Origin of the sequence: Neisseria sp. HMSC068C12, from assembly GCF_001814095.1 — a bacterium.
GTDB lineage: Bacteria > Pseudomonadota > Gammaproteobacteria > Burkholderiales > Neisseriaceae > Neisseria > Neisseria perflava.
Genome location: NZ_KV814801.1, coordinates 177,237 through 197,399 on the forward strand (window position 1 = coordinate 177,237; position 20,163 = coordinate 197,399).

The 20,163-nt window shown below is 52.4% G+C and carries 24 protein-coding genes; 5 read left to right on the forward strand and 19 right to left on the reverse strand.

The window, feature by feature from the left end:
- Positions 1-10 precede the first annotated feature (10 nt).
- Both HMPREF2952_RS02805 and HMPREF2952_RS02810 read left to right on the forward strand, forming a co-directional pair.
- Positions 11-2,284 (forward strand): Tex family protein, encoded by a 2,274-nt coding sequence (locus HMPREF2952_RS02805; protein ID WP_049335794.1) that lies wholly within the window; start codon positions 11-13, stop codon positions 2,282-2,284.
- A 200-nt stretch (positions 2,285-2,484) separates the two neighbouring features.
- Complete coding sequence (locus HMPREF2952_RS02810) at positions 2,485-2,826, forward strand: hypothetical protein (RefSeq protein ID WP_049335795.1); 342 nt, start codon at positions 2,485-2,487, stop codon at positions 2,824-2,826.
- Positions 2,827-2,883: 57 nt separating this feature from the next.
- Here the strand turns inward: HMPREF2952_RS02810 and HMPREF2952_RS02815 are convergent, their stop codons facing one another.
- Entirely contained in the window at positions 2,884-3,774 is an 891-nt protein-coding gene (locus HMPREF2952_RS02815) for a LysR family transcriptional regulator (RefSeq protein ID WP_049335797.1), read from the reverse strand.
- A 127-nt stretch (positions 3,775-3,901) separates the two neighbouring features.
- Here HMPREF2952_RS02815 and HMPREF2952_RS02820 point away from each other — a divergent pair, with 127 nt between their 5' ends.
- Together HMPREF2952_RS02820 and HMPREF2952_RS02825 are read left to right on the forward strand one after the other, a co-directional pair.
- A complete protein-coding gene (locus HMPREF2952_RS02820; protein ID WP_049335799.1) occupies positions 3,902-4,297 on the forward strand; it encodes a DoxX family protein in 396 nt (131 codons plus the stop codon).
- A gap of 15 nt (positions 4,298-4,312) precedes the next feature.
- Positions 4,313-4,918, forward strand: a complete 606-nt coding sequence (locus HMPREF2952_RS02825; protein WP_049335801.1) for a nitroreductase family protein — start codon at positions 4,313-4,315, stop codon at positions 4,916-4,918.
- Between the two features lie 112 nt (positions 4,919-5,030).
- Here HMPREF2952_RS02825 and cysS read toward each other — a convergent pair whose 3' ends face one another.
- The 15 genes from cysS to rpmE form a co-directional block, all read right to left on the reverse strand.
- Positions 5,031-6,452 carry a cysteine--tRNA ligase gene (gene cysS, locus HMPREF2952_RS02830; protein WP_070624952.1) on the reverse strand — a complete coding sequence of 474 codons (1,422 nt, stop codon included), beginning with the start codon at positions 6,450-6,452 and terminating at the stop codon, positions 5,031-5,033.
- A gap of 33 nt (positions 6,453-6,485) precedes the next feature.
- Positions 6,486-6,929 carry an SRA domain-containing endonuclease gene (locus HMPREF2952_RS02835; protein ID WP_070624954.1) on the reverse strand — a complete coding sequence of 148 codons (444 nt, stop codon included), beginning with the start codon at positions 6,927-6,929 and terminating at the stop codon, positions 6,486-6,488.
- Positions 6,930-6,969: 40 nt separating this feature from the next.
- Positions 6,970-8,124 carry a GTPase ObgE gene (gene obgE / locus HMPREF2952_RS02840; RefSeq protein ID WP_070695250.1) on the reverse strand — a complete coding sequence of 385 codons (1,155 nt, stop codon included), beginning with the start codon at positions 8,122-8,124 and terminating at the stop codon, positions 6,970-6,972.
- A gap of 143 nt (positions 8,125-8,267) precedes the next feature.
- Positions 8,268-8,756, reverse strand: a complete 489-nt coding sequence (locus HMPREF2952_RS02845) for a peroxiredoxin family protein (RefSeq protein WP_070695251.1) — start codon at positions 8,754-8,756, stop codon at positions 8,268-8,270.
- The gene (locus tag HMPREF2952_RS02850; protein WP_070695252.1) at positions 8,753-9,136 is read right to left on the reverse strand and encodes an acyl-CoA thioesterase; all 384 of its coding nucleotides are present in this window, start codon (positions 9,134-9,136) and stop codon (positions 8,753-8,755) included. Before HMPREF2952_RS02850 ends, HMPREF2952_RS02845 begins: the two co-directional genes overlap by 4 nt.
- Entirely contained in the window at positions 9,136-9,498 is a 363-nt protein-coding gene (locus HMPREF2952_RS02855) for a hypothetical protein (RefSeq protein WP_003681812.1), read from the reverse strand. The genes HMPREF2952_RS02850 and HMPREF2952_RS02855 overlap by 1 nt, the downstream gene beginning before the upstream one ends.
- 114 nt (positions 9,499-9,612) lie before the next feature.
- Positions 9,613-10,440 carry an MlaA family lipoprotein gene (locus HMPREF2952_RS02860; RefSeq protein ID WP_070695253.1) on the reverse strand — a complete coding sequence of 276 codons (828 nt, stop codon included), beginning with the start codon at positions 10,438-10,440 and terminating at the stop codon, positions 9,613-9,615.
- Positions 10,437-10,715 (reverse strand): STAS domain-containing protein, encoded by a 279-nt coding sequence (locus tag HMPREF2952_RS02865; RefSeq protein ID WP_036493932.1) that lies wholly within the window; start codon positions 10,713-10,715, stop codon positions 10,437-10,439. Before HMPREF2952_RS02865 ends, HMPREF2952_RS02860 begins: the two co-directional genes overlap by 4 nt.
- Positions 10,716-10,777: 62 nt before the next feature.
- Positions 10,778-11,368, reverse strand: a complete 591-nt coding sequence (locus HMPREF2952_RS02870; RefSeq protein WP_070695254.1) for an MlaC/ttg2D family ABC transporter substrate-binding protein — start codon at positions 11,366-11,368, stop codon at positions 10,778-10,780.
- A 32-nt stretch (positions 11,369-11,400) separates the two neighbouring features.
- A complete protein-coding gene (gene mlaD, locus HMPREF2952_RS02875; protein ID WP_049329454.1) occupies positions 11,401-11,895 on the reverse strand; it encodes an outer membrane lipid asymmetry maintenance protein MlaD in 495 nt (164 codons plus the stop codon).
- 49 nt (positions 11,896-11,944) lie between these two features.
- Positions 11,945-12,721: a lipid asymmetry maintenance ABC transporter permease subunit MlaE gene (mlaE, locus tag HMPREF2952_RS02880; protein ID WP_070695255.1), complete on the reverse strand. Its 777-nt coding sequence runs from the start codon at positions 12,719-12,721 to the stop codon at positions 11,945-11,947.
- Positions 12,722-12,785: 64 nt separating this feature from the next.
- Positions 12,786-13,586 (reverse strand): ABC transporter ATP-binding protein, encoded by an 801-nt coding sequence (locus tag HMPREF2952_RS02885; RefSeq protein ID WP_049344969.1) that lies wholly within the window; start codon positions 13,584-13,586, stop codon positions 12,786-12,788.
- 222 nt (positions 13,587-13,808) lie between these two features.
- Positions 13,809-14,696, reverse strand: a complete 888-nt coding sequence (locus HMPREF2952_RS02890) for a hypothetical protein (protein ID WP_224783382.1) — start codon at positions 14,694-14,696, stop codon at positions 13,809-13,811.
- 148 nt (positions 14,697-14,844) lie between these two features.
- Positions 14,845-16,503 carry an ArnT family glycosyltransferase gene (locus HMPREF2952_RS02895; protein ID WP_049335814.1) on the reverse strand — a complete coding sequence of 553 codons (1,659 nt, stop codon included), beginning with the start codon at positions 16,501-16,503 and terminating at the stop codon, positions 14,845-14,847.
- 235 nt (positions 16,504-16,738) lie between these two features.
- A complete protein-coding gene (rpmE, locus tag HMPREF2952_RS02900) occupies positions 16,739-16,954 on the reverse strand; it encodes a 50S ribosomal protein L31 (RefSeq protein ID WP_003681847.1) in 216 nt (71 codons plus the stop codon).
- A 281-nt stretch (positions 16,955-17,235) separates the two neighbouring features.
- Between rpmE and HMPREF2952_RS02905 the strand changes: the two genes are divergently transcribed.
- Entirely contained in the window at positions 17,236-17,769 is a 534-nt protein-coding gene (locus tag HMPREF2952_RS02905; RefSeq protein WP_049335816.1) for an acyltransferase, read from the forward strand.
- A gap of 61 nt (positions 17,770-17,830) precedes the next feature.
- On the opposite strand, the gene HMPREF2952_RS02910 is transcribed toward HMPREF2952_RS02905, so the two are convergent.
- The 3 genes from HMPREF2952_RS02910 to HMPREF2952_RS02920 all read right to left on the reverse strand — a co-directional run bounded on the left by HMPREF2952_RS02910 (position 17,831) and on the right by HMPREF2952_RS02920 (position 20,162).
- Positions 17,831-18,286 (reverse strand): four-helix bundle copper-binding protein, encoded by a 456-nt coding sequence (locus HMPREF2952_RS02910; protein WP_049335818.1) that lies wholly within the window; start codon positions 18,284-18,286, stop codon positions 17,831-17,833.
- A gap of 215 nt (positions 18,287-18,501) precedes the next feature.
- The gene (locus HMPREF2952_RS02915; RefSeq protein ID WP_036492138.1) at positions 18,502-19,356 is read right to left on the reverse strand and encodes an amino acid ABC transporter substrate-binding protein; all 855 of its coding nucleotides are present in this window, start codon (positions 19,354-19,356) and stop codon (positions 18,502-18,504) included.
- A gap of 74 nt (positions 19,357-19,430) precedes the next feature.
- Positions 19,431-20,162: an amino acid ABC transporter ATP-binding protein gene (locus HMPREF2952_RS02920; RefSeq protein WP_049344970.1), complete on the reverse strand. Its 732-nt coding sequence runs from the start codon at positions 20,160-20,162 to the stop codon at positions 19,431-19,433.
- Position 20,163: the final 1 nt, after the last annotated feature.

The following is a 20,163-nucleotide window of genomic DNA, read 5'->3' on the forward strand; positions in this document are numbered from 1 at the left end:
AATTCTATTGATGAACATTACTCAAATCCTCTCCCAAGAACTCTCCGCCACTGCCGCGCAAATCAATGCTGCGATTGAGCTTTTAGATGATGGCGCAACCGTACCTTTTATCGCGCGTTACCGTAAAGAAGCTACAGGCGGGCTAGATGATACGCAGCTGCGCCAGCTTGCCGAGCGGTTGCAATATCTGCGCGAATTGGAAGAGCGCAAAACCGTTGTTTTAAAAAGCATTGAAGAGCAAGGCAAGCTTTCAGACGACCTCAGGGCGCAAATTGAAGCCGTCGACAACAAAACCGCGCTGGAAGACCTGTATCTGCCCTACAAACCCAAACGCCGCACCAAAGCGCAAATCGCACGCGAACACGGTTTGCAGCCGCTGGCGGACGTGTTGCTTGCTGAGCAGCCGCAGGATGTTGAAGCCGCCGCACAGGACTACCTGAACGAAAACGTCCCTGACGTAAAAGCCGCGTTGGACGGCGCGCGCGCGATTCTGATGGAGCAGTTTGCCGAAGACGCAGAACTCATCGGCACGCTGCGCGATAAGTTGTGGAACGAAGCCGAAATCCACGCGCAAGTCGTTGAAGGCAAAGAAACCGAAGGCGAAAAATTCAGTGATTATTTCAACCACCGCGAACCCGTCCGCACCATGCCCAGCCACCGCGCGCTGGCGGTTTTGCGCGGCCGCAACGAAGGCATTTTGAACATCGCGCTCAAATACCAGCCCGACGACACGCCGATTACGCAGCGAAGCGAATACGAGCAAATCATCGCCCGCCGTTTCAAGGTTTCAGACGGCCACAAATGGCTGCGTGATACCGTGCGCCTGACTTGGCGCGCAAAAATCTTTTTGTCGTTGGAACTTGAAGCCCTAGGCCGTCTGAAAGAAGCCGCCGACACCGACGCGATTACCGTGTTCGCCCGCAATCTCAAAGACTTGCTGCTCGCCGCGCCCGCCGGACGGCTGACCACGCTGGGTCTCGACCCCGGCTACCGCAACGGCGTGAAATGCGCCGTAGTGGACGACACGGGCAAGCTGTTGGATACCGTCATCGTCTATTTGCATCAAGAAAACAATATGTTGGCAACGTTGTCGCGCCTGATTAAACAACACGGCGTGAAACTTATCGCCATCGGCAACGGCACCGCCAGCCGCGAAACCGACAAAATCGCGGGCGAACTGGTGGGCGGAATGCCGGAAATGGGGCTGCACAAAATCGTCGTTTCCGAAGCCGGCGCGTCGATTTATTCCGCGTCCGAACTGGCGGCGCGCGAGTTCCCCGACTTGGACGTTTCCCTGCGCGGCGCGGTGTCCATCGCCCGCAGGCTGCAAGACCCGCTCGCCGAGTTGGTCAAAATCGACCCCAAATCCATCGGCGTGGGGCAGTATCAGCACGACGTGAACCAAAGCCAGCTCGCCAAATCGCTGGACGCGGTGGTCGAAGACTGCGTGAACGCCGTCGGCGTGGACGTGAACACCGCCTCCGCCCCGCTCTTGGCGCGAATTTCCGGCTTAAATCAAACCCTTGCCCAAAACATCGTCGCCTACCGCGATGAAAACGGCGCGTTCGACAGCCGCAAAAAATTGCTGAAAGTACCGCGTTTGGGCGAAAAAACCTTCGAGCAGGCGGCAGGCTTTTTGCGGATTAACGGTGGCAAAGAGCCGTTGGACGCGAGCGCCGTCCACCCCGAAGCCTATCCTGTTGTCGCCAAAATGCTGGCGCAACAAGGCATTACCGCCGCCGAACTCATCGGCAACCGCGAGCGCGTGAAGCAAATCAAAGCCTCCGACTTCACCGACGAACGCTTCGGCCTGCCGACCATTCTGGACATCCTGTCCGAGCTTGAAAAACCCGGTCGCGACCCGCGCGGCGAGTTTCAGACGGCCTCATTCGCCGAAGGCATCCACGAAATCAGCGACTTGCAAGTCGGCATGATACTTGAAGGCGTGGTCTCCAACGTCGCCAACTTCGGCGCGTTCGTGGATATCGGCGTCCATCAAGACGGTTTGGTGCACATCTCCGCCCTGTCCAATAAATTTGTTCAAGACCCGCGCGAAGTCGTGAAAGCCGGAGATGTGGTGAAAGTGAAAGTGCTGGAAGTCGATGCTGCGCGTAAACGCATTGCACTCACCATGCGTTTGGATGACGAACCGGGCGGCACAGTCAAAGGCAACAGGCCGTCTGAAACCCGACATCAAGAACGCCGCGACCGCAAACCCCAACGCAACGACCGCGCCCCAACCAATTCGGCAATGGCGGATGCGTTTGCGAAGTTGAAGCGGTAAGGTAGAAAACCAATTGAAGGCCGTCTGAAAAGTGATGTTCAGACGGCCTTTATCGTATGAGGCGAATTAGATAATTAGTGGAATGGATATACTGATGCGCCCATTGAATGTTAACGATACATTTTGTAGTAGGCACATGCAAACAAGCGTATAGTTCCAAATATCACAAACCCATCATCACAACCTTAGGAGTTCAAACCATGAAACCTGTTTTGTTTGCCGTGCTGATTTCCTGTTTCTCCGTTGCTGCGTATGCAGCCTGTACCGACAGCCAGCAGCAGTGCGTGATTTATAAAAACGGCAATGTTGCGACAGAAGGCGGCTGTACGGTCAGTAAGTGCCAAAGTGCCGATGCGCAAGTGTTGAAATGGAAGCTGAAAAACGGCAAAGGCGTAACCGTGGAAATCGGAAAAAACGGTAAGGTTTTGGTGAACAAGAAACCGGGTGCGAAAGCGAACAACAGTAATGCGTCAGGCATGGGTTTGACATGCTATGCCGCCGATGCGGACAAACGCGAACAGTTCTGCTCGACCAATTATTGATTGGATTGTTGCTTTGATTAAAGGCCGTCTGAAAAGTGTTTCAGACGGCCTTGATGTTTATCTTTCCGATATTTTTTCATTGAGAAAGTCGATAAAGCTGCGTACTTTCGCACTGAGAAATGCCCTGTCGACATAGGTGGCGTTCAGTTGGTCTGTCCAGATGGTGTAATCGGGCAGAAGTTGGATCAATGTACCATCCTTCAATTCCTGCTGAACTGCCCAAAGGGGCTGATAGCCTATGCCTGCGCCTGCTTTAATCAGCTCGCGTATCATCAGTGTGTTGTCGCTGCGGATAACCGGGGAGAGATGGAGAATGGCTTTTTCTCCGGTAATGCGGTGGGTAATCTCCCAGTTTTGTTGACTGGTATAGGAAGGCAGGATGGCTTGATGCTGCATGACGGCTTCGGGCGTATCGGGTGTGCCGTGTCGGGCCAGATAGTCGGGAGCGGCAAGCAGGACGAACTCGATTTTGGCCAGCGGTTTGACGATCAGCGAAGGGGAGGGGGTTTTGGAAACGCGTAAGGCGAGGTCGAAACCTTCGGCAATGAGGTCGATATGGCGGTTGTCGAGGACGAGGTCAAGCGTGACTTTGGGATAACGCTGGCGGTATTCTGCTAGCCATGCGCTCATATTGCCACCTGCAAACCATAGGGGCATGGTAACGCGCAACATACCTTGCGGCGTGTCGGTACCGCCTGCCGCTTTTTGGGCAGCGGTGTCCAAGGTATCCAGCGCGTAGCTGCACTGGCGGTAGTATTCTTCGCCTGCTTCGGTCAGATGAAGGTTGCGGCTGTTGCGGTGTAAGAGCTTGGCTTGAATGGTGTTTTCCAGATGGCTGACGTGTTTGCTGGCCATGGCGGTGGAGATATCGAGCTGATCGGCGGCACGGGTAAAGCTGCCGCTTTGAACAACTTGGCGGAAAACTTTTAGGCTAAATAGGGTATCCATTATTTCTTATTAGGAAACGTTGTATCAATAATTCGAGTATATATCTCTTACTGGGAATTATCTATACTGCACTTATTGAAATTGCTCCATACCTCTTCAGGTAGCCATTAAAATAAGGATTATTAAGATGTCAGCCCTCAAATCATTCCAACCTGTTGTATTGTCTGTCTTGCGTATTGTTGCGGCGTATCTGTTTTTGCTGCATGGTACGGCCAAGTTTTTCAGTTTTCCGATGTCTATGGGCGGTGCGCCCGAAGGCTTGATGCTGGTGGCCGGTGTTTTGGAAATTGTCGGTGGTATCTTATTGATATTGGGCCTGTTTACGCGTCCGGCCGCGTTTGTTTTGTCCGGTCAGATGGCAGCCGCCTACTTTATGGCCCACGCGTCTTCTGGTAATGTTTTGTTCCCATTGGCCAACCATGGCGAATCTGCCGTTTTGTTCTGCTTCGTGTTCCTGTATCTGGCAGTAGTCGGTGGCGGAGCGTGGGCTTTGGATAACGCTTTTGGTAAAGATAAAGATTAATTTAAGGAAAAGATCATGACTTATTCTGTTTTGCAACAAGCTGCTGAAACCCGTCGTTCTATCTATGCATTGAGCAACACCCTGCCTCTGTCCAATGAGGAAGTAACCAAAATCATCGAACACGCCGTTTTGCATACGCCGTCTTCTTTCAATTCGCAATCTGCCCGAGTGGTCGTATTGTTTGGCGAAGAACATGCCAAAGTGTGGCATTTTGTTGAAGAAGCTTTGCGTGCAATTGTTCCTGCCGAGCAGTTTGAAGCCACTGCGCAAAAACTGAACTTGTTTAAAGCAGGCGCGGCGACAGTTTTGTTCTTTGAAGATCAAGATGTTGTCAAAGGCTTGCAAGAGCAGTTCCCATCTTATGCGGCCAACTTCCCGATCTGGGCGGATCAGGCAAATGCCATGGTTCAATATGCTGTGTGGACAACATTGGCGGCTGCCGGTATCGGCGCCAATCTACAACACTACAATCCACTGCCTGATGCGGCCATTGCCAAAGAATGGAACTTGCCGGAAAGCTGGTTGTTGCGTGCGCAAATGGTGATTGGCGGTATCGCGGCTTCAGCCGGTGAAAAAGCCTTCCAACCAATCGAAGGCCGTCTGAAAGTATTTGGCGCATAAGTGAAATGATGTGTTAAACAAAGGGCGCGATGTTTGCGCCCTTTTTGAAATAACAAAATTAAAAAGGCCGTCTGAAAACAGTTTCAGACGGCCTTTTATCTATGCCATAAAATCAACCGCGGCGCCAAGTCGTACCGCCGGCGTTGTCTTCCAGAATGATTTTGTGTTCGTTCAGAAGGTCGCGGATACGGTCGGATTCCGCCCAGTTTTTATCCGCACGTGCCTGTTTGCGGCGGGCGATCAAATCGTCGATTTCCTCGTTGGACAGGCCGTCTGAAACCGCGCCGCCTTGCAGAAACTCGGTCGGATCACGTTGCAGCAGGCCGATGATGCCACCCAAAGCTTTCAGGCAGCCGGCGAGGTGCGCATCATTGGTTTTGTTCACTTCGCCTGCCAGCTCAAACAACACGGCAACCGCTTCGACCGTACCGAAATCGTCGTTCATGGCGGCGTAGAAGCGGCGGGTGTAGTCATTGGCGTTTTCAGATAAATCAAACTCAGCCGCTGGTGTGTTTTTCAACGTGGTGTACAGACGGGTCAGCGCGCCTTTTGCGTCGTCTAAATGCGCGTCGGAGTAGTTCAACGGGCTGCGGTAGTGGGCGCGCAGGATGAAGAAACGCACGACTTCGGGATCGTATTGTTTCAACACTTCGCGGATGGTGAAGAAGTTGCCCAGCGATTTGGACATTTTTTCGCCGTCCACGCGGATAAAGCCGTTGTGCAGCCAGTATTTGACGTGGCTGGAGATGCTTCGACCGTGGTGGGTTTGCGCGTGGTCGTGGCCGCAGGTATGTCCTGTCGCGCCGACACTTTGGGCGATTTCGTTTTCGTGGTGCGGGAACTGCAAGTCCGCACCGCCGCCGTGGATATCGAAAGTATCGCCGAACAGGTTTTCACTCATGGCAGAGCATTCAATATGCCAACCCGGACGGCCGTTACCCCAAGGGCTTTCCCATGCAGGTTCGCCTGCTTTGGCCGCTTTCCACAATACAAAATCAAGCGGATCGCGTTTGAAACCGTCCACTTCCACACGTTCGCCTGCGCGCAGGTCATCCAGCGATTTGCCCGATAATTGGCCGTAAGCGGAAAACTCTCGCACGGCGTAATAAACGTCGCCATTTGCGGCAGGATATGCCTTGCCGTTTTGAATCAAGGTTTCAATCATGGCAATCATTTGCGGGATATTTTCCGTTGCCTTTGGCTCGATGTCGGGACGCAACACACCCAAAGCATCTGCATCTTCATGCATGGCCTGAATGAAACGCGCGGTCAGCTCGCCGATGGTTTCGCCGTTTTCAGCCGCACGGGCAATGATTTTGTCGTCGATGTCGGTAATATTGCGCACATAAGTGAGCGGATAACCGCACTTGCGCAGCCAGCGGGCAATCATGTCGAACACAACCATCACACGGGCATGGCCTAAGTGGCAATAGTCGTAAACGGTCATGCCGCAAACGTACATACGCACGTTTTTAGGGTCGATGGGGGCAAAGGGTTCTTTTTGACGGGTAAGGGTGTTGTAGATGGTGGTCATGGAATTTTCAAAATTTGTATAAACTGGGGTAAATTATTTGGATTTTTTGTGCAAGCAAAATTCAAATACGTTTCGTTCTGGGCCATTATTAGTTGCATGTGCTTTTTTAACTATATAAGGCTGATGCTCATCTAATGTAAATTCACCGATGTATCGGACATGAGCATTTAGTGTGTCATTAGCAAAAACACGGATGGCTTTTCCTGTCTGTTTATGTTCCAAGAGAGCTTTATTCCCATTGATCATACGCTGATCACCACGTTGTCCTTCGCCACAATAAAACAGGGTGGTTCCCTTCTCATCCCAGCGATCATAATAGCCGTGGTCTTCGCCTTTTTCTGGGTGAGTAAAGAGGAAGATATTGGGCGTTTTTGCCGAAGCAGCAATGCCACTTTGTCTATTGCCACCGTATTGGTCATGTAATTCTGAACGTTTAATAATATCGTTTTCTTGTAAAGAAAAAGAGTTGGAAGACATGCGACTCTCCATTTTATTAAAAAGGCCGTCTGAAATTTTTTTACTCCGGCTTAAACACGCCAGTATCCGTTTTAGGCTGCTGCTCGGCAATTTCGGCTTTTGCCACTGCCTGTTCCGCTTCTGCTTTTTCGGCTTCGATGCGTTTTTTCTCGGTTAGGTATTGGTTGATTTGGTGTACCAATTCCTGCGTACCTTGGTGGGTTAGTGCGCTGATTTGGAAGAGGCGCGGGGTTTCCATGTCGAATTGGAAGCGGTCATCGGGTTTGGGGTAATCCCAGCCGATGGCTTCGAGGAAGGCGGCGCTACGCGCTTGGGCTTCTTCTTCATCAAGCATATCGAGTTTGTTCAGAACCAGCCAGCGTGGTTTGTCGTAGAGTTCTTCGTCGTATTTGCGCAATTCGTTGATGATGGCGAGGGCTTCTTCGGCGGGATTGACGGCTTCGTCGAAGGGGGCCAAATCGACAACGTGCAACAGCAGGCCGGTGCGTGATAAGTGTTTGAGGAAACGGTGGCCTAGGCCTGCGCCTTCTGCCGCGCCTTCAATCAGGCCGGGGATGTCGGCCATGACGAAGCTGTGGTTTTCGTCGATGCGCACGACGCCTAAATTCGGATGCAGGGTGGTAAAGGGGTAGTTGGCGATTTTTGGACGTGCGGCGGATACGGCGGTAATCAGGGTGGATTTGCCGGCGTTGGGCATGCCTAACAAGCCGACGTCGGCGAGGACTTTAAGCTCGAGTTGCAGGGAACGGGTTTCGCCTTCTTCGCCGGGAGTGGATTGTTTGGGCGCGCGGTTGACGGAGGATTTGAAGTGGATGTTGCCCAAGCCGCCTTTGCCGCCTTTGGCAAGGCAGACGCGCTGGCCGTGGTAAGTCAGGTCGGCGACGATTTCGTCTGTATCGAGGTCGCGGATGAGGGTGCCGACGGGCATTTTGAGGACGATGTCGTCCGCACCTGCACCGTAGCGGTCGGAACCGTGGCCTTTTTCGCCGTTTTTGGCTTGGTAGCGTTTGACGAAGCGGTATTCGACGAGGGTGTTGGTGTTTTCGTCGGCTTCTGCCCAAACGCTGCCGCCTTTGCCGCCGTCGCCGCCGTCAGGGCCGCCGCGGGGTACGAATTTTTCGCGGCGGAAACTGGTTGCGCCATTACCGCCTTTGCCTGCGGCGACTTCGATTTTTGCTTCGTCGATGAATTTCATGGTGTTCTCTTATGGGTATTCGGTTGTTTCAGACGACCTTTGTTGATAGAGGAGCTTGGTGTCTGAACGGATAAAATGTTGCTTATTATAAAGGATATTTCGGTTTTAGGCCGTCTGAAATATGGTTTCAGACGGCCTTGGATTTATTGGGCGAGGGCTTGGTCGATTTCTTGGTAGAGTTGGGTGAAATTGGGTTCGCCAACGTAGGTTTTAAGGATATTACCGTTTTTGTCGATCAGGACGGAAGTCGGGTAAACCTGTGTGCCAAAGGCTTTTGCGGCCGTTTTGTCGGCATCGTACATGACGGTGAAAGGCAGGCCGTATTCTTTGACGTACTGATGGACGCTTTCGATAGGGTCGATGGGCTGGGCAATGCCGAGGACTTGGAAATTTTTGCCTTGATAGTCTTGGGCGGTTTTGATGATTTTAGGCATCTCGCTCACGCAGCCGGGGCAGGAGGGAAACCAGAAGTTAATGAGGGTAACTTTGTCTTTCAAATCGGAGTTGGTAATGATTTTGCCTTGCAGGTCGGGCAGGGCAAAATCAGGGGCGGCTTTGTTGCTGGGGATAAGGACGAAGGCAAGAAGTGCGCCGATCGTGGCAACGACAAGGAGTGTGAGTATTTTTTTCATGATGTGAGGTTTTGAATTGCGTGTGCTAAGGTTTGGGGAACGCTGATGCTGTGGCCGCTTTCGCTGCTGACGGGCATAAGGGTAACTTCGGCTTCGATGGCGGCTTTGCTGTTGGGCAGGGTCGCGGTTTGGCTGAGGATGATGTGGCGTGTGCCGATGTCTTTCAGACGGCCTGTAAAGGTCAAAACGTCGCCTTCAAGCGACGGGCGGCGGTAGCGGATATCGACGCGTGCAACAACGAGCATGATGCCTTTGAGTTCGGACAGAAGGTCATGCTCTTGGAAAAACGTCCAGCGCGCTTCTTCTAGAAATTCGAGATAGCGCGCATTGTTGACGTGGCCGTAGCCGTCGAGGTGGTAGTTGCGGACGGTCAGTTTCATCAGTTGAGATTGATGGGTTGGAACTCTTCGCGTGCGATTGGTTCGTGTTCGAGGTCGGTAATCACGGTGGAAAGTTGGATGTCGAACCATTCGTTGAAAATGTCGGCGTCCAAATCCGGCCATTCGCTTTCGTCTTCGCACCAGTCGGCCAATTCGGCAGCAAAAATGTCTTCAAAACGCGCTTCGATCTCGTCCCATACTTCGTCGGCAGTTTCGCACGGGCGAACGAGGTAGGAGTTTGCATCGGCTTGGATATCTTCAAGCGTCAGGCCGTCAAGATGATTGCCGGGCAGGGATTTCAGCCAGTTCCAAAAAGGATCGAGGGGGATAAGCAGGAAGACGCTGCGGTTGACTTCGTACATGGTGTTTTCCTTGGTTTCTGTATAGTTGAATGATATAGCAAAGGTGGTGGACTGGCTATCTTTTGGGGGATAAAGGCCGTCTGAATTTCAGACGGCCTTTATTTTTGGAAACAATCAGAGGTTTTCTGATGGTGTTTGATACAGGGTTTGGGGATTGGCTGTATCGGGAATTTCTGCCGGAGCGGTTTGAGGGGCTGTTACCGGTTCGGAAGTGGCATTGCTGTCCACCAAGTCATCGATGTCGATATTGTCGTCTTCGCTTTGAGGGAGCGTGCCGCCGGTTTGTTGGGTGCGGACTTTCATGTAAAGGTCGCGTGTGTAGCTGTATTTGTCGATGGCTGCGCCTTCGAGGCTGTCGGTCAGGTCGAGGAGCTCTTCACGGGTGTTGATGGCTTGCAGGCCGATTGTGCCCCAGCGTCCTGCTCTGGTGTGGAAGACGGCGTTTTTAACCGGATAGACGGTGGTAACGGCGTTGCCGACGGTATCGCGTACGGTAGACGGGCCGAGTAGGGGGACAACGAAGTAGTTGCTGTTTTTCCAGCCCCATGAGGCGAAGGTGTCGCCGAGGGTGTTTTTATTGCTGGGTACGCCGCCTGCACCGGCTACGTCGATTAAACCGCCAAGGCCGAAGGTGGTGTTGATGCCGACGCGGACGAGGTCTTCGCTGGCGCGTTTGACGTCAAGGCGCAGCACGTTGCTGCCGAAGCTGACGACATCGCGCAGGTTGTTGAAGAAGTTGATCACGCCGGTACGCACCGGTTTGGGCGTTACTTTGCGATAACCGCGTGCGACGGGGGAAAGGACGTATTTGTCTGCTTTGTCGTTGAACTTGGAAACAGTACGGTTGTAGCCTTCGTAAGGGTCGGCCGGATTGCGTTCGGCAAGTGCGGGAGCGGAGGCTATGCTGATGAGGAGGCAGAGGGAAGCGGTGGTTTTTTTCATGATTGCAACCAGTCTTTGATTTCGTAAAGTTCGGCCAGTGCGCGGACGGAATCGGGAATGTTTTGAATGGTCGGTTTTTTGTCTGTCCGGCGCAGAGCGTTGAGCAGCAGGGAAACGCAGGCTGAATCTGCTTTGCCTACTTGGCTGAAGTCTATGCTGTCTGTTTCTTTCAGACGGCATTGTTGTTCGTAGCGCGCAAAGGCGGAGGCAGTCAGGGTTTTGACGGTAACGTCGCCGCTGATGTAGAGCGTGCCGTTGCGTATTTCTGTTTGCATGGTGTCTTTATGATGTAAGGCACCATGCCGTCTGAACATCAGGCAGCATGGTGCGGGGTGGATTATTTACCGCCGTTTTTGGCTTTCAAGTCGGCAATCAGGCCGTCGATGCCTTTGGCTTTGATGGTTTCGCCGAATTGGTTGCGGTATACGGTAACCAAGCTTGCGCCTTCGACTGCGACATTGTATGCGCGGTATTTGTTGCCGCTTTGGTAAGTGGTGAAGTCCATGTTGACCGGTTTTTGGCCGGAAACATTGATTTCAGCGCGGACAACGACTTCTTTACCGCCTTTGTTTACGACAGGGTTGTCTTTGATGTTGACCTTGGCATTTTTGAATTTCAGCATGGTGCCGGAGTAGGTGCGGATCAGCAGGGTTTGGAACTCTTTGGTCAACGCTTGTTTTTGTGCGTCAGTTGCAGTACGCCATGGGTTGCCGACGGCCAAAGCGGTCATGCGTTGGAAGTCGAAATAAGGAATGGCGTAGGCTTCGGCTTTTTGGCGTGCAGTGTTGGCATCGCCGCTGTTGAGGATTTTCAGCACTTGAACGGAGTTTTCACGGACTTGGTTGACTGCGTCGGCAGGAGAGGCAAATGCCATGCTGATGCTCAATACGCCGATGCTCAATGCGCTGATGAAGGAAGTTTTTTTCATGGGAGTGTCCTGAATATTGGGTTGATATGTGTTTATTGTTTGTTTTGACCGGCAGATTCACTGTCTGCGTTTTTCTCGGCAAAGCTGGTCATGAATTTGCCGATAAGGTTTTCCAAAACCATGGCGGAGCTGGTGACGGTAATGGTGTCGCCTGCTGCCAAAGAATCGGTATCTCCGCCTTGTTGCAGGCCGATGTATTGTTCGCCCAACAGACCTGAAGTCAGGATTTGTGCGGAAACGTCGCTGCTGAACTGATATTGGCTGTCCAGATTGAGGGCGACTTTTGCCTGATAGGATTTAGGGTCGAGCTGAATAGAGGCAACGCGGCCCACCAGTACGCCTGCGGATTTGACCGGGGCGTTGGTTTTCAAGCCGCCGATGTCGCTGAAATCGGCATAGACGGTGTAGGTTTGTGATGATTTGCCGAACGATTGTCCGCCGGCGGCGCGGAAGGCGAGAAAGCCGATAGCGGCCGCGCCCAATAAGACAAACAGTCCTACCCAAAATTCCAAAGCATTTTTTTTCATGTGCTATTGTCCTTGTTTCATTCTTTTCAAGTGTCGTTTCAGACGGCCTTTAGTCGGTAAACATCCACGCGGTCAACATAAAGTCGACGGCGAGGATGGTCAGGGCGGAAGACACTACCGTGCGTGTACTGGCGCGCAAAATACCTTCGGAAGTCGGTACGCAGTGGAAGCCCTGATGTACGGCGATCAGCGTAACGGCTACACCGAAGGCGGCGGATTTGATTAAGCCGTTGAGTACGTCGTAATGGAAGGTAATGTTGTTTTGCATTTGCGACCAGAAAATACCGCCATCCAAACCCAGCCATTCGACGCCGACCAAATACGCGCCGTAAATGCCGGCAACATTGAAAATTGATGCCAACAAAGGCATGGAAAACACACCCGCCCAAAAGCGCGGCGCAACCACGCGTGCCACAGGGTCGACCGCCATCACGTTCATTGCTTCAAGCTGCTCAGTGGTTTTCATTAAGCCGATTTCGCTGGTCATGGCACCGCCCGCGCTGCTGGCAAACAGAATCGCCGCCAATACGGGACCTAATTCGCGCAACAGGGAAGCGGCAACCATATAGCCCAAAATATCGGCGGATTTGAATTTTGCCAGCTGCGTATAGCCTTGCAAGCCCAATACCATGCCGACAAACAGGCCGGACACAGCAACAATCAGGACAGACAACACGCCTGCAAAGTAAACCTGGCGGATGCTCAGGCGTGGGCGGGTAAATGCCGTACCTGATTTGGCCAGGATGTGCAGGAAAAACAGCGTAATGCTGCCCAGCGATTGGATGAAGCCGAGGGTTTTTGCCCCGACGAAACGGATAAAATTCATAGGTTTCAGTTGATTGGTTAAATGGTTTCAGACGGCCTTGTTTAAGTTTCAGGCCGTCTGAACATCAGCCCAGCAAGTCTTGTTTTAAAGTCGTTTGCGCCGGATAGCGGTAGGCGACGGGGCCGTCTGCCAAACCGCCGACAAACTGGCGTACCCAAGGCGAGTCGAGTTCGCGCATTTCTTCGGGCGAGCCGGAGAACATGATTTCGCCGTGTGCCAAGAAAATGACTTGATCGACAATTTCCAGTGACCTTTCAATATCATGTGTTACCATGACGCTGGTCGAGCGCAGGGCTTTGTTGGCACGGCTGATGAGGTGGGCGATAACGCCCAGCGAAATCGGATCGAGGCCGGTGAAAGGCTCGTCATACAACATGATTTCAGGGTCGAGCGCAATCGTACGCGCAAGGGCGACGCGGCGCGACATACCGCCGGAAAGCTCGGAAGGCATCAGGTTTTCAACACCGCGCAAACCGACTGCATTCAGTTTCAACACCACCAAATCGCGGATGACTGCTTCGGGCAAATCCGTCAGCTCGCGCATGGGGAAGGCGATGTTGTCGAAGACGGATAAGTCGGTGAACAATGCGCCGTGTTGGAACAAAACGCCCATGCGGCGGCGGTGTTCGTACAGCTCCTGCGCCGAAAATGCGGCCAAATCTCGCCCTTCAATCAGCACTTTTCCCGATTGTGGGTGAATTTGACCCGTAATCAGGCGCATCAGCGTGGTTTTACCGCTGCCCGAACCACCCATTACGGCGGCGAAATTGCCTTGTGGAATGCTGAAGTTGATGTTGTTCAGAATAGGACGGTCGCCATATGCGAAGGCAACGTCTTTCATTTCGATGAAGGGTGTGGAACTCATGCAGGAGAGGGGTGTCGAAAAATGTATTTTAATTACGGGTATTGTAAAGGGTATTGGATATTCGGGCAATTTTCAGACGGCCTGTGCTTAAGAATAACGGGTAAAAACGTGTGAAAGAATGCAGAAGCGTTGGTGGTACGGTCGTTTTGCAGCGTGTTGTGTCAAACATACAGACAGCTGTGTAGGTATATAAAGAGGCGGGCAAACATGCCCGCCTTGTTTTTAATATTTTTGCAAACCTTCTACCTTGATTTCTTTGGCATTGGCATTTATGAAGGCTTGGGTCGCCTTCATCGTGGCTTGGATGCGCGGATCGTTCCAGCGCACGATTTGGTTGTTTTCATCGCGCTTGTCCGACCAAATAATCACGCCGTCGGTGTATTTTTTGCTGATTTCGAGCATTTTGCGCCAGCGGGCGGGGTCGATGAATTGCTTGAAATAAGGGCTGTTGGTGGCCGAATAATATTGCGGCCAAATGTAGCCGATGATTTTTTTGTTGGGAAAGCGTTGGTGGATGTCGTCAACGGCGGTTTTCACGTCTTTTTCCCATTGCACCAAATCGGGGGAAGTGATGTAGAACACGGGATTGGCATAGTCGCTGATGGCGGCGGTGGGTGCACGGCGTTTACTGACTTGCCGCCATTTGGCCAAGATGGTTTCGTTGTCAACGTTGGGGCGGTAGTGGCGGATGCCGTGCAGGTGTTCGGAAGGCATGCCGTAGTTGCTGATGACGGCGCGCGGGTTTTCTTCTCTGAAGATTTGGTACATTCGCGCGAAGTCGGTTTTCAATTCGTCGGGGGTCAGCAGTTGGCCGTCTTTTTCGGCAAACCAGCTTTCGATGTCGGTGGAAATGGTGCGGTAGCCTTCGCGGCGCGATTGTTTGGCCAATTCACGGATGCGCGCTTCGTTGAGTACGCCGTGTTTGAGTTTGCCCGTCGGATCGGGTTTGACCAGCTCGCTTTCGTAAACCAAGAACACTTTGGAGAGTTTGTCGGCAGTAAGGTCGGGTTTGCCGACATAGTCCATGCGGTCGTAGATAATGAAATCTTTGGCATGGGCGGAGAGGGCAGTCAATAAGAGGACGAAGGGCAAAAGGCGGTTGGGTTTCATATTTTTAGGCAGATAAGGGAAAAGGGCCATTGTACGGGAAGCGGTGTTAAAGTAAGTCAAAGGCCGTCTGAAAGGATAAAAGTTCTTTCAGACGGCCTTTTATTTGAATGTAGCAGGAATATTCAGCTTTATGGCTAGTGTCACGGATTTATTGCGCTGAAGTTTTCTCTAAGAATAGGAAAGTCTCGGCTTTGTTGCGCGGTCTTGCGCCTTGCCACAAGGTCTGCCAACCCGAAGGTGCGCCGATGTTGGCGGCTTGACGGATGAGGCGGTAGCGGCAGGAGGCGTTGTCGGTCGTGGTTTTAATATGGCTGTATTGTGTCCACGCGATGCGTGTGCGCTGGTCTTGGCCGTCGATGCTGATACATTCGAGGCCGTCTGAAAGTTTCTGTTTCAATTCGAAAGAAAGCGCGGCTTCCATTTGGTGTACCACCGGCGCATGGCTTTTGGCGGCGTTGAGCCACGGTAAAAACAGGGTCATCAGCAAAGCCCAAGCCAAGGTCACGCCGGCCGCCCAGTTGGTGACGGCTTGGCGGCCGCGGATGTTTTTACGCGTAATCGCCCAAAGCCACAATGGGGTAAACAGCAGGGCGACTGCCATCGGAATCGGGTCGATGTCGGGGATGTAATACGGGCTAAAATAGGCGGCGCGTTCGGCCAGTTTGGTAGGCCAGCCGTAGTTCATGGCGAAGAAGCCCAGCCACAGGAAGACGGCAATCAGACCAAATGCCATGATGCCGAACCAGTTGATAAATGCCACTGCACCGCGACGCAGGCCGTCCAGTTGTGCCGCGCCGAGCAGGGCAAGCGGCGGCAACAGCCAAACGAGGTTGTCTTGCAGGCGTTGAGGATTGATGGCGAGCAGGGCTGTCATGATAACCAGCCACGACAGGCTCAGAATGCCCCAATTTTTATCGTGGATACGCGTGCGGCTGAGCGTCCATGCTGCCAGCGGCCAGGCAGGCAGGGCAAACCACAGCAGGTTTTTCAGATAATAGGGCAGGTTGAAGGCCGTCTGAATCTGATGGAAGCCGCCGAATACGCCTAAGGAATAATGGTTGAACCAAATATCAAACCATTCGGGATTGGTTTTTGATAAAACCAGCGGATACAGAATCAGTAGGGGCAGGGAAACGACGATGGCGCCAATCAGGGTCAGCAGATAGCGTTTGCTTTGCCAAGTAGAATGGAACGATAGGGCAAGTGCCAAAAACATCATGGCCGCGGTCAGCAGATAGCCTGAGGAAAGGGAGAGTAAAACCCAACCGCCGCACAACAACAAAATGGCGATAATGACGCGGCGGTGTGCCAGTGAAAAGCCGCACAGAATCAATCCAAACGCGGCAAAAGCGGCCGACATGGGATTGAGGAAGTGGGCGATGGGCAGCAAACCGATGCTGCCGATAAGGATTAAGACAACGCTGCGGCCGTGATGTCTGCCGAGAAAGTTGAAACCAGCAAATCCGCAGGCCGTCAGTCCGATGGTGGTGAATACCACGCCGGCAAAACGCGCGGCATCATAGGCATCGGCCGCCCAAGGCGAAAACAGGGTTTGGAATGCGGTTGCCACCCACAAAAAAGCAGGGGAGATGGTGAAGTCGGGTTGGCCGAAGATTTGTGCAACCAACAGGCTGCCGCCGTTTTTCATGGATTCGGAGGCGGTAAAGAGGGAGGGTTCGGCAGGGTTCCACAAGTCATGCGAGAACACGCCCGGCCACAGCCAGGCAAAGGCCATCAGCAGCAGAAGCCATGGTTTTTCATGGGTTTTTTGGGGGCGGCGCGGATCGGGCGGTGTGTAAGTCAGCATGGAAGGTCAAAAAACGGTTAGTTTGAATAGTAATGGTACAGGGTTTGACAGGTTTGCGCGATATGCCGGACCGGAGAGCTTTGTAAAATAATGCTTATGGCTCGTTTTTATCGGGTGTTTGGAATGATATGGTATTCGGTTGACGACAAAAAGCTCAGGCCGTCTGAAAGAAATATTTCAGACGGCCTGAATGCAAAAAAGACTGCACGAAGCAGTCTTTTTGACAAAGCGGCAATTAGCGTTTGAACAGGTTGCCGAATTTGTTGTTGAATTTGTCCACACGACCGGTAGTGTCGACGATTTTTTGAGTACCGGTGTAGAAAGGGTGGCACAGGGAGCAAACCTCAACGTTGAAGCTGTCTTTTTCCATTGCGGATTTGGTCACGAATTTGTTGCCGCAAGAGCAGGTAACGTTGATTTCGTGGTAGTTCGGGTGAATACCTTGTTTCATTTGATTTCCTTTCGATTAAGCGGGCACAGGGGTTTTGCCTGTACTTCAGTTAAGCGTGGGATTTTCGCTATTTTTGGCTGTTTCGTCAAGCGGATATTTTGCGTAGCGGGCAGTTTCGCAACAGGCGAGAACAGTTTAGAATAGAGTTTCAAACCAAATATTGTGTAATCGGGCTGTAATTCAACTGAAAAGAGGATGTAAAACCTCTTCTAGATGTGAAACTTTAAGAAAAATAATAGTCTGATTAATATTTACGCTTTTACGAACAGGAGACGGAATCCATGCAAAAAAGGATATTGACGCGTATTTTGCGTGTCTGGGGAGGAATGTTGCCTCCGTCTTATTGCAAACCATTCGGCAGAATTGCGCAAAAATTCCGCGCCGCTTTGGCTGCGTGCATTTCCCCAAACATCGGAAGAAACGTCAATATTGAAAAAGGCGGATATGTTTTTCCGGATACGGTAATCGGCGACAATTCGGGTATCGGCGTCAATTGCGAAATCTGCCACGGCCTGACCCTCGGCAAGAACGTGATGATGGGACCGGAATGCCTGTTTTATTCAACCAACCACAAATTCAACCCTGAAACCCGCCGCTTTGAAGGCTATACGGACATTCGCCCGATTGTGATTGAAGACGATGTTTGGATTGGTAGACGTGCGATTATCATGGGCGGCGTTACCATCGGTAAGGGTGCGGTAATCGGCGCAGGTTCGGTGGTTACTAAAGATGTGCCGCCTTATTGCGTGGCAGCGGGCAATCCTGCGATTGTTCGGAAAAATCTGCTTGATGAGCAAGAGCTTGCAGCCGAATAGCGTAAACAAAATAGCAAAATAAAAGGCCGTCTGAAATTCAGCCGGCCTTTTTTAATATTGATTAAGCAGCAATTTTTTCGCATTCTTTAATGCAAGCCAAGCAAGATTCGTAGCAGGCTTTGCATTCAGCGTGGTGGCCGGCGTGTTCTTTGCAGGCGGCAGAACATTGTTTGCAGGCTTCGATGCACACTTTTGCCAAAGACGGAGTCAGGCGTGAATTTTGGGCGGCGAGGTTTTGCAAGGTGCCGCACAGTGCCAGCATTTGGTTAACGCCGGCTGCGCAGTCTTTCATGGAGGTATCGCCTTCGCTCAACAGGGCAATGCAGTGCGCCAAACAGATTTGACCGGCTTCAACGCAATGTGCGGCCGCTTTGCGCGCAGCTTCGTAGGCGCGCGGTGCAGAGTGCGCGTGACCAGCATGACCGGCGTGGTGTGCATGGTCGTGAGCACGGGCAAAAGAAGCGGCGGCGGTGAGAGAGACAGCAGCGGCGCTGCCGATAAATTGACGACGGTTCATCATAGTTTCCTTTTTGCTTTGTAGAAATATCGGACGAATTATTTCATCCGTTATTAAAAGGTTATCATGTTATTCGTTTTTAAACAATGGGCCGTCTGAAGGTATCGATAACACGTTCAGACGGCCTGTTGTTGGATATGATATTTGTTTAAATTAATCACAAATCGGATAGCTGAAATACGGCCAAGTGACTTTTTGCCGAGAAAATAGTCGGTTTATTCCGCCAACAATTCTTCCGGTTTGACTTTCTCGCCATACACGGGTAAGAGGGTTTTTTCATAGGCGGCTTTCAGACGGCCGTCTTTTTTCATGGCGGCGATTTCGCCGTTGACCCAGTTCAGGAGGTCGGTGTTGCCTTTTTGAACAGCCGGGGCGATGAATTCGGCAGGGCCGAGGTTGCCGATGGCGACTTCAAAATTCGGGTTTTCTTTTGCCCATGCCCACAGCAGGGCGTTGTCGTGGGCGAGTGCTACGCCGCGGCCGTCTTTCAGCGCGTCGAAGGTTTCGGTATTTTGGTCGAATTTCAGCAGTTTGACTTCAGGATGGCTTTTGGTGAAGAAGGCGTCGGCGGTGGTGCCTTTGTTGACCAGAAGGGTTTGGTCTTTCAATTGTGCAACGTCGGTAATCGGTTTGTCTTTGGGGGAAACTACGCCCAAGGCCACTTTCATGTAAGGATCGGCGAAATCGACGGCTTCGGCGCGTTCGGGTGTTTTGGTGAAGTTGGCGAGGATGAGGTCGACTTTGCCGGAACGGACGTATTCGACGCGGTTTGCGGCCTCGGTCAGGACGAATTCGACTTTGTCGGGGCTGCCGAGCAGGTCTTTGGCCAGGTCTTTGGCGATTTCAACGTCAAAGCCTTGGTTTTTGCCGTTGGCGTCAACATAGCCGAACGGAGGCTTGTCGCCGAATACGCCGATACGGATGACGCCTTTTTCTTTGATGGCGGCAACGGTTGCTGCGCCGCTGCTTTGTGAAGATTGGGCATCGCCGGAGCCGCCTCCGCAAGCAGTCAGGCCGACGGCGATGGCGGCGGAGGCGAGGAGGGCTTTGAATTTGGCGTTCAATTGCATGAGTGTTTCCTTTTCAAATGTTTGGTTGAAAGTGGAGGCCGTCTGAAAAAGGGTTGGACGGCCTGAAAATAAAATCAGTAGTCCATGCCTGCCAAGAATTGGCGGGCGCGTTCGCTTTTCGGGGCGGAGAAGAAGGTTTCGGGGTCGGTCGATTCGACGATGCCGCCTTTGTCCATGAAGACGATGCGGTCGGCAACTTTGCGGGCAAACCCCATTTCATGGGTTACGATGAGCATGCTCATGCCTTCGCGGGCGAGTTCTAAAACCACTTCCAAAACCTCGCGCACCATTTCGGGGTCGAGTGCGGCGGTGATTTCGTCCAGCAGGATGACTTCCGGATTCAGGCACAGGGCGCGGACAATGGCGATGCGTTGTTTCTGGCCGCCGGAGAGTTCGCGCGGATAGGCGTTTTTGCGGTCGATCAGGCCGACGCGTTCCAACAGTTTGTCGGCTTGTGCCTCTGCTTCGGCGCGGTTGCGGTTTTGTACTTTCACCGGGCCTAAGAGGATGTTTTCGATGACGGTCATGTGGGCAAACAGTTCATAGCTTTGAAAGACCATGCCGACTTTTTGCCGGGCGGTTTGCCAGGAAACGTCTTTGCCGAATTCGCCGACCCCGTCCATCACGATGCTGCCGCCTTGGTGCGGCTCCAAACCGTTGACGCAGCGCAGGAGGGTGGATTTGCCGCAGCCGGACGGGCCCAGCAGTACGATGACTTCGCCTTTTTCCAAGTCCAAGTCTAAGGATTGAATGGCGGTTACGTTGCCGTATTGTTTGTGCAGGTTGCGGATGCTCAGTAAAGCCATG

Excerpts from the sequence above, each read along its gene's own strand:
- HMPREF2952_RS02845 (WP_070695251.1), bottom strand. The coding sequence starts at position 8,756 with ATGAAAAAAATACTCACACTCCTTGTCGTTGCCACGATCGGCGCACTT.
- HMPREF2952_RS02825 (WP_049335801.1), top strand. The coding sequence starts at position 4,313 with ATGACTTATTCTGTTTTGCAACAAGCTGCTGAAACCCGTCGTTCTATC.
- HMPREF2952_RS02920 (WP_049344970.1), bottom strand. The coding sequence starts at position 20,162 with ATGGCTTTACTGAGCATCCGCAACCTGCACAAACAATACGGCAACGTA.
- HMPREF2952_RS02835 (WP_070624954.1), bottom strand. The coding sequence starts at position 6,929 with ATGTCTTCCAACTCTTTTTCTTTACAAGAAAACGATATTATTAAACGT.
- HMPREF2952_RS02910 (WP_049335818.1), bottom strand. The coding sequence starts at position 18,286 with ATGAACCGTCGTCAATTTATCGGCAGCGCCGCTGCTGTCTCTCTCACC.
- HMPREF2952_RS02865 (WP_036493932.1), bottom strand. The coding sequence starts at position 10,715 with ATGCAAACAGAAATACGCAACGGCACGCTCTACATCAGCGGCGACGTT.
- HMPREF2952_RS02890 (WP_224783382.1), bottom strand. The coding sequence starts at position 14,696 with ATGAAACCCAACCGCCTTTTGCCCTTCGTCCTCTTATTGACTGCCCTC.
- HMPREF2952_RS02870 (WP_070695254.1), bottom strand. The coding sequence starts at position 11,368 with ATGAAAAAAACTTCCTTCATCAGCGCATTGAGCATCGGCGTATTGAGC.
- HMPREF2952_RS02885 (WP_049344969.1), bottom strand. The coding sequence starts at position 13,586 with ATGAGTTCCACACCCTTCATCGAAATGAAAGACGTTGCCTTCGCATAT.
- cysS (WP_070624952.1), bottom strand. The coding sequence starts at position 6,452 with ATGACCACCATCTACAACACCCTTACCCGTCAAAAAGAACCCTTTGCC.
- mlaD (WP_049329454.1), bottom strand. The coding sequence starts at position 11,895 with ATGAAAAAAAATGCTTTGGAATTTTGGGTAGGACTGTTTGTCTTATTG.
- HMPREF2952_RS02895 (WP_049335814.1), bottom strand. The coding sequence starts at position 16,503 with ATGCTGACTTACACACCGCCCGATCCGCGCCGCCCCCAAAAAACCCAT.
- HMPREF2952_RS02905 (WP_049335816.1), top strand. The coding sequence starts at position 17,236 with ATGCAAAAAAGGATATTGACGCGTATTTTGCGTGTCTGGGGAGGAATG.
- HMPREF2952_RS02850 (WP_070695252.1), bottom strand. The coding sequence starts at position 9,136 with ATGAAACTGACCGTCCGCAACTACCACCTCGACGGCTACGGCCACGTC.
- HMPREF2952_RS02820 (WP_049335799.1), top strand. The coding sequence starts at position 3,902 with ATGTCAGCCCTCAAATCATTCCAACCTGTTGTATTGTCTGTCTTGCGT.
- HMPREF2952_RS02815 (WP_049335797.1), bottom strand. The coding sequence starts at position 3,774 with ATGGATACCCTATTTAGCCTAAAAGTTTTCCGCCAAGTTGTTCAAAGC.
- mlaE (WP_070695255.1), bottom strand. The coding sequence starts at position 12,721 with ATGAATTTTATCCGTTTCGTCGGGGCAAAAACCCTCGGCTTCATCCAA.
- rpmE (WP_003681847.1), bottom strand. The coding sequence starts at position 16,954 with ATGAAACAAGGTATTCACCCGAACTACCACGAAATCAACGTTACCTGC.
- HMPREF2952_RS02855 (WP_003681812.1), bottom strand. The coding sequence starts at position 9,498 with ATGTACGAAGTCAACCGCAGCGTCTTCCTGCTTATCCCCCTCGATCCT.
- HMPREF2952_RS02915 (WP_036492138.1), bottom strand. The coding sequence starts at position 19,356 with ATGCAATTGAACGCCAAATTCAAAGCCCTCCTCGCCTCCGCCGCCATC.
- HMPREF2952_RS02805 (WP_049335794.1), top strand. The coding sequence starts at position 11 with ATGAACATTACTCAAATCCTCTCCCAAGAACTCTCCGCCACTGCCGCG.
- HMPREF2952_RS02810 (WP_049335795.1), top strand. The coding sequence starts at position 2,485 with ATGAAACCTGTTTTGTTTGCCGTGCTGATTTCCTGTTTCTCCGTTGCT.
- HMPREF2952_RS02860 (WP_070695253.1), bottom strand. The coding sequence starts at position 10,440 with ATGAAAAAAACCACCGCTTCCCTCTGCCTCCTCATCAGCATAGCCTCC.
- obgE (WP_070695250.1), bottom strand. The coding sequence starts at position 8,124 with ATGAAATTCATCGACGAAGCAAAAATCGAAGTCGCCGCAGGCAAAGGC.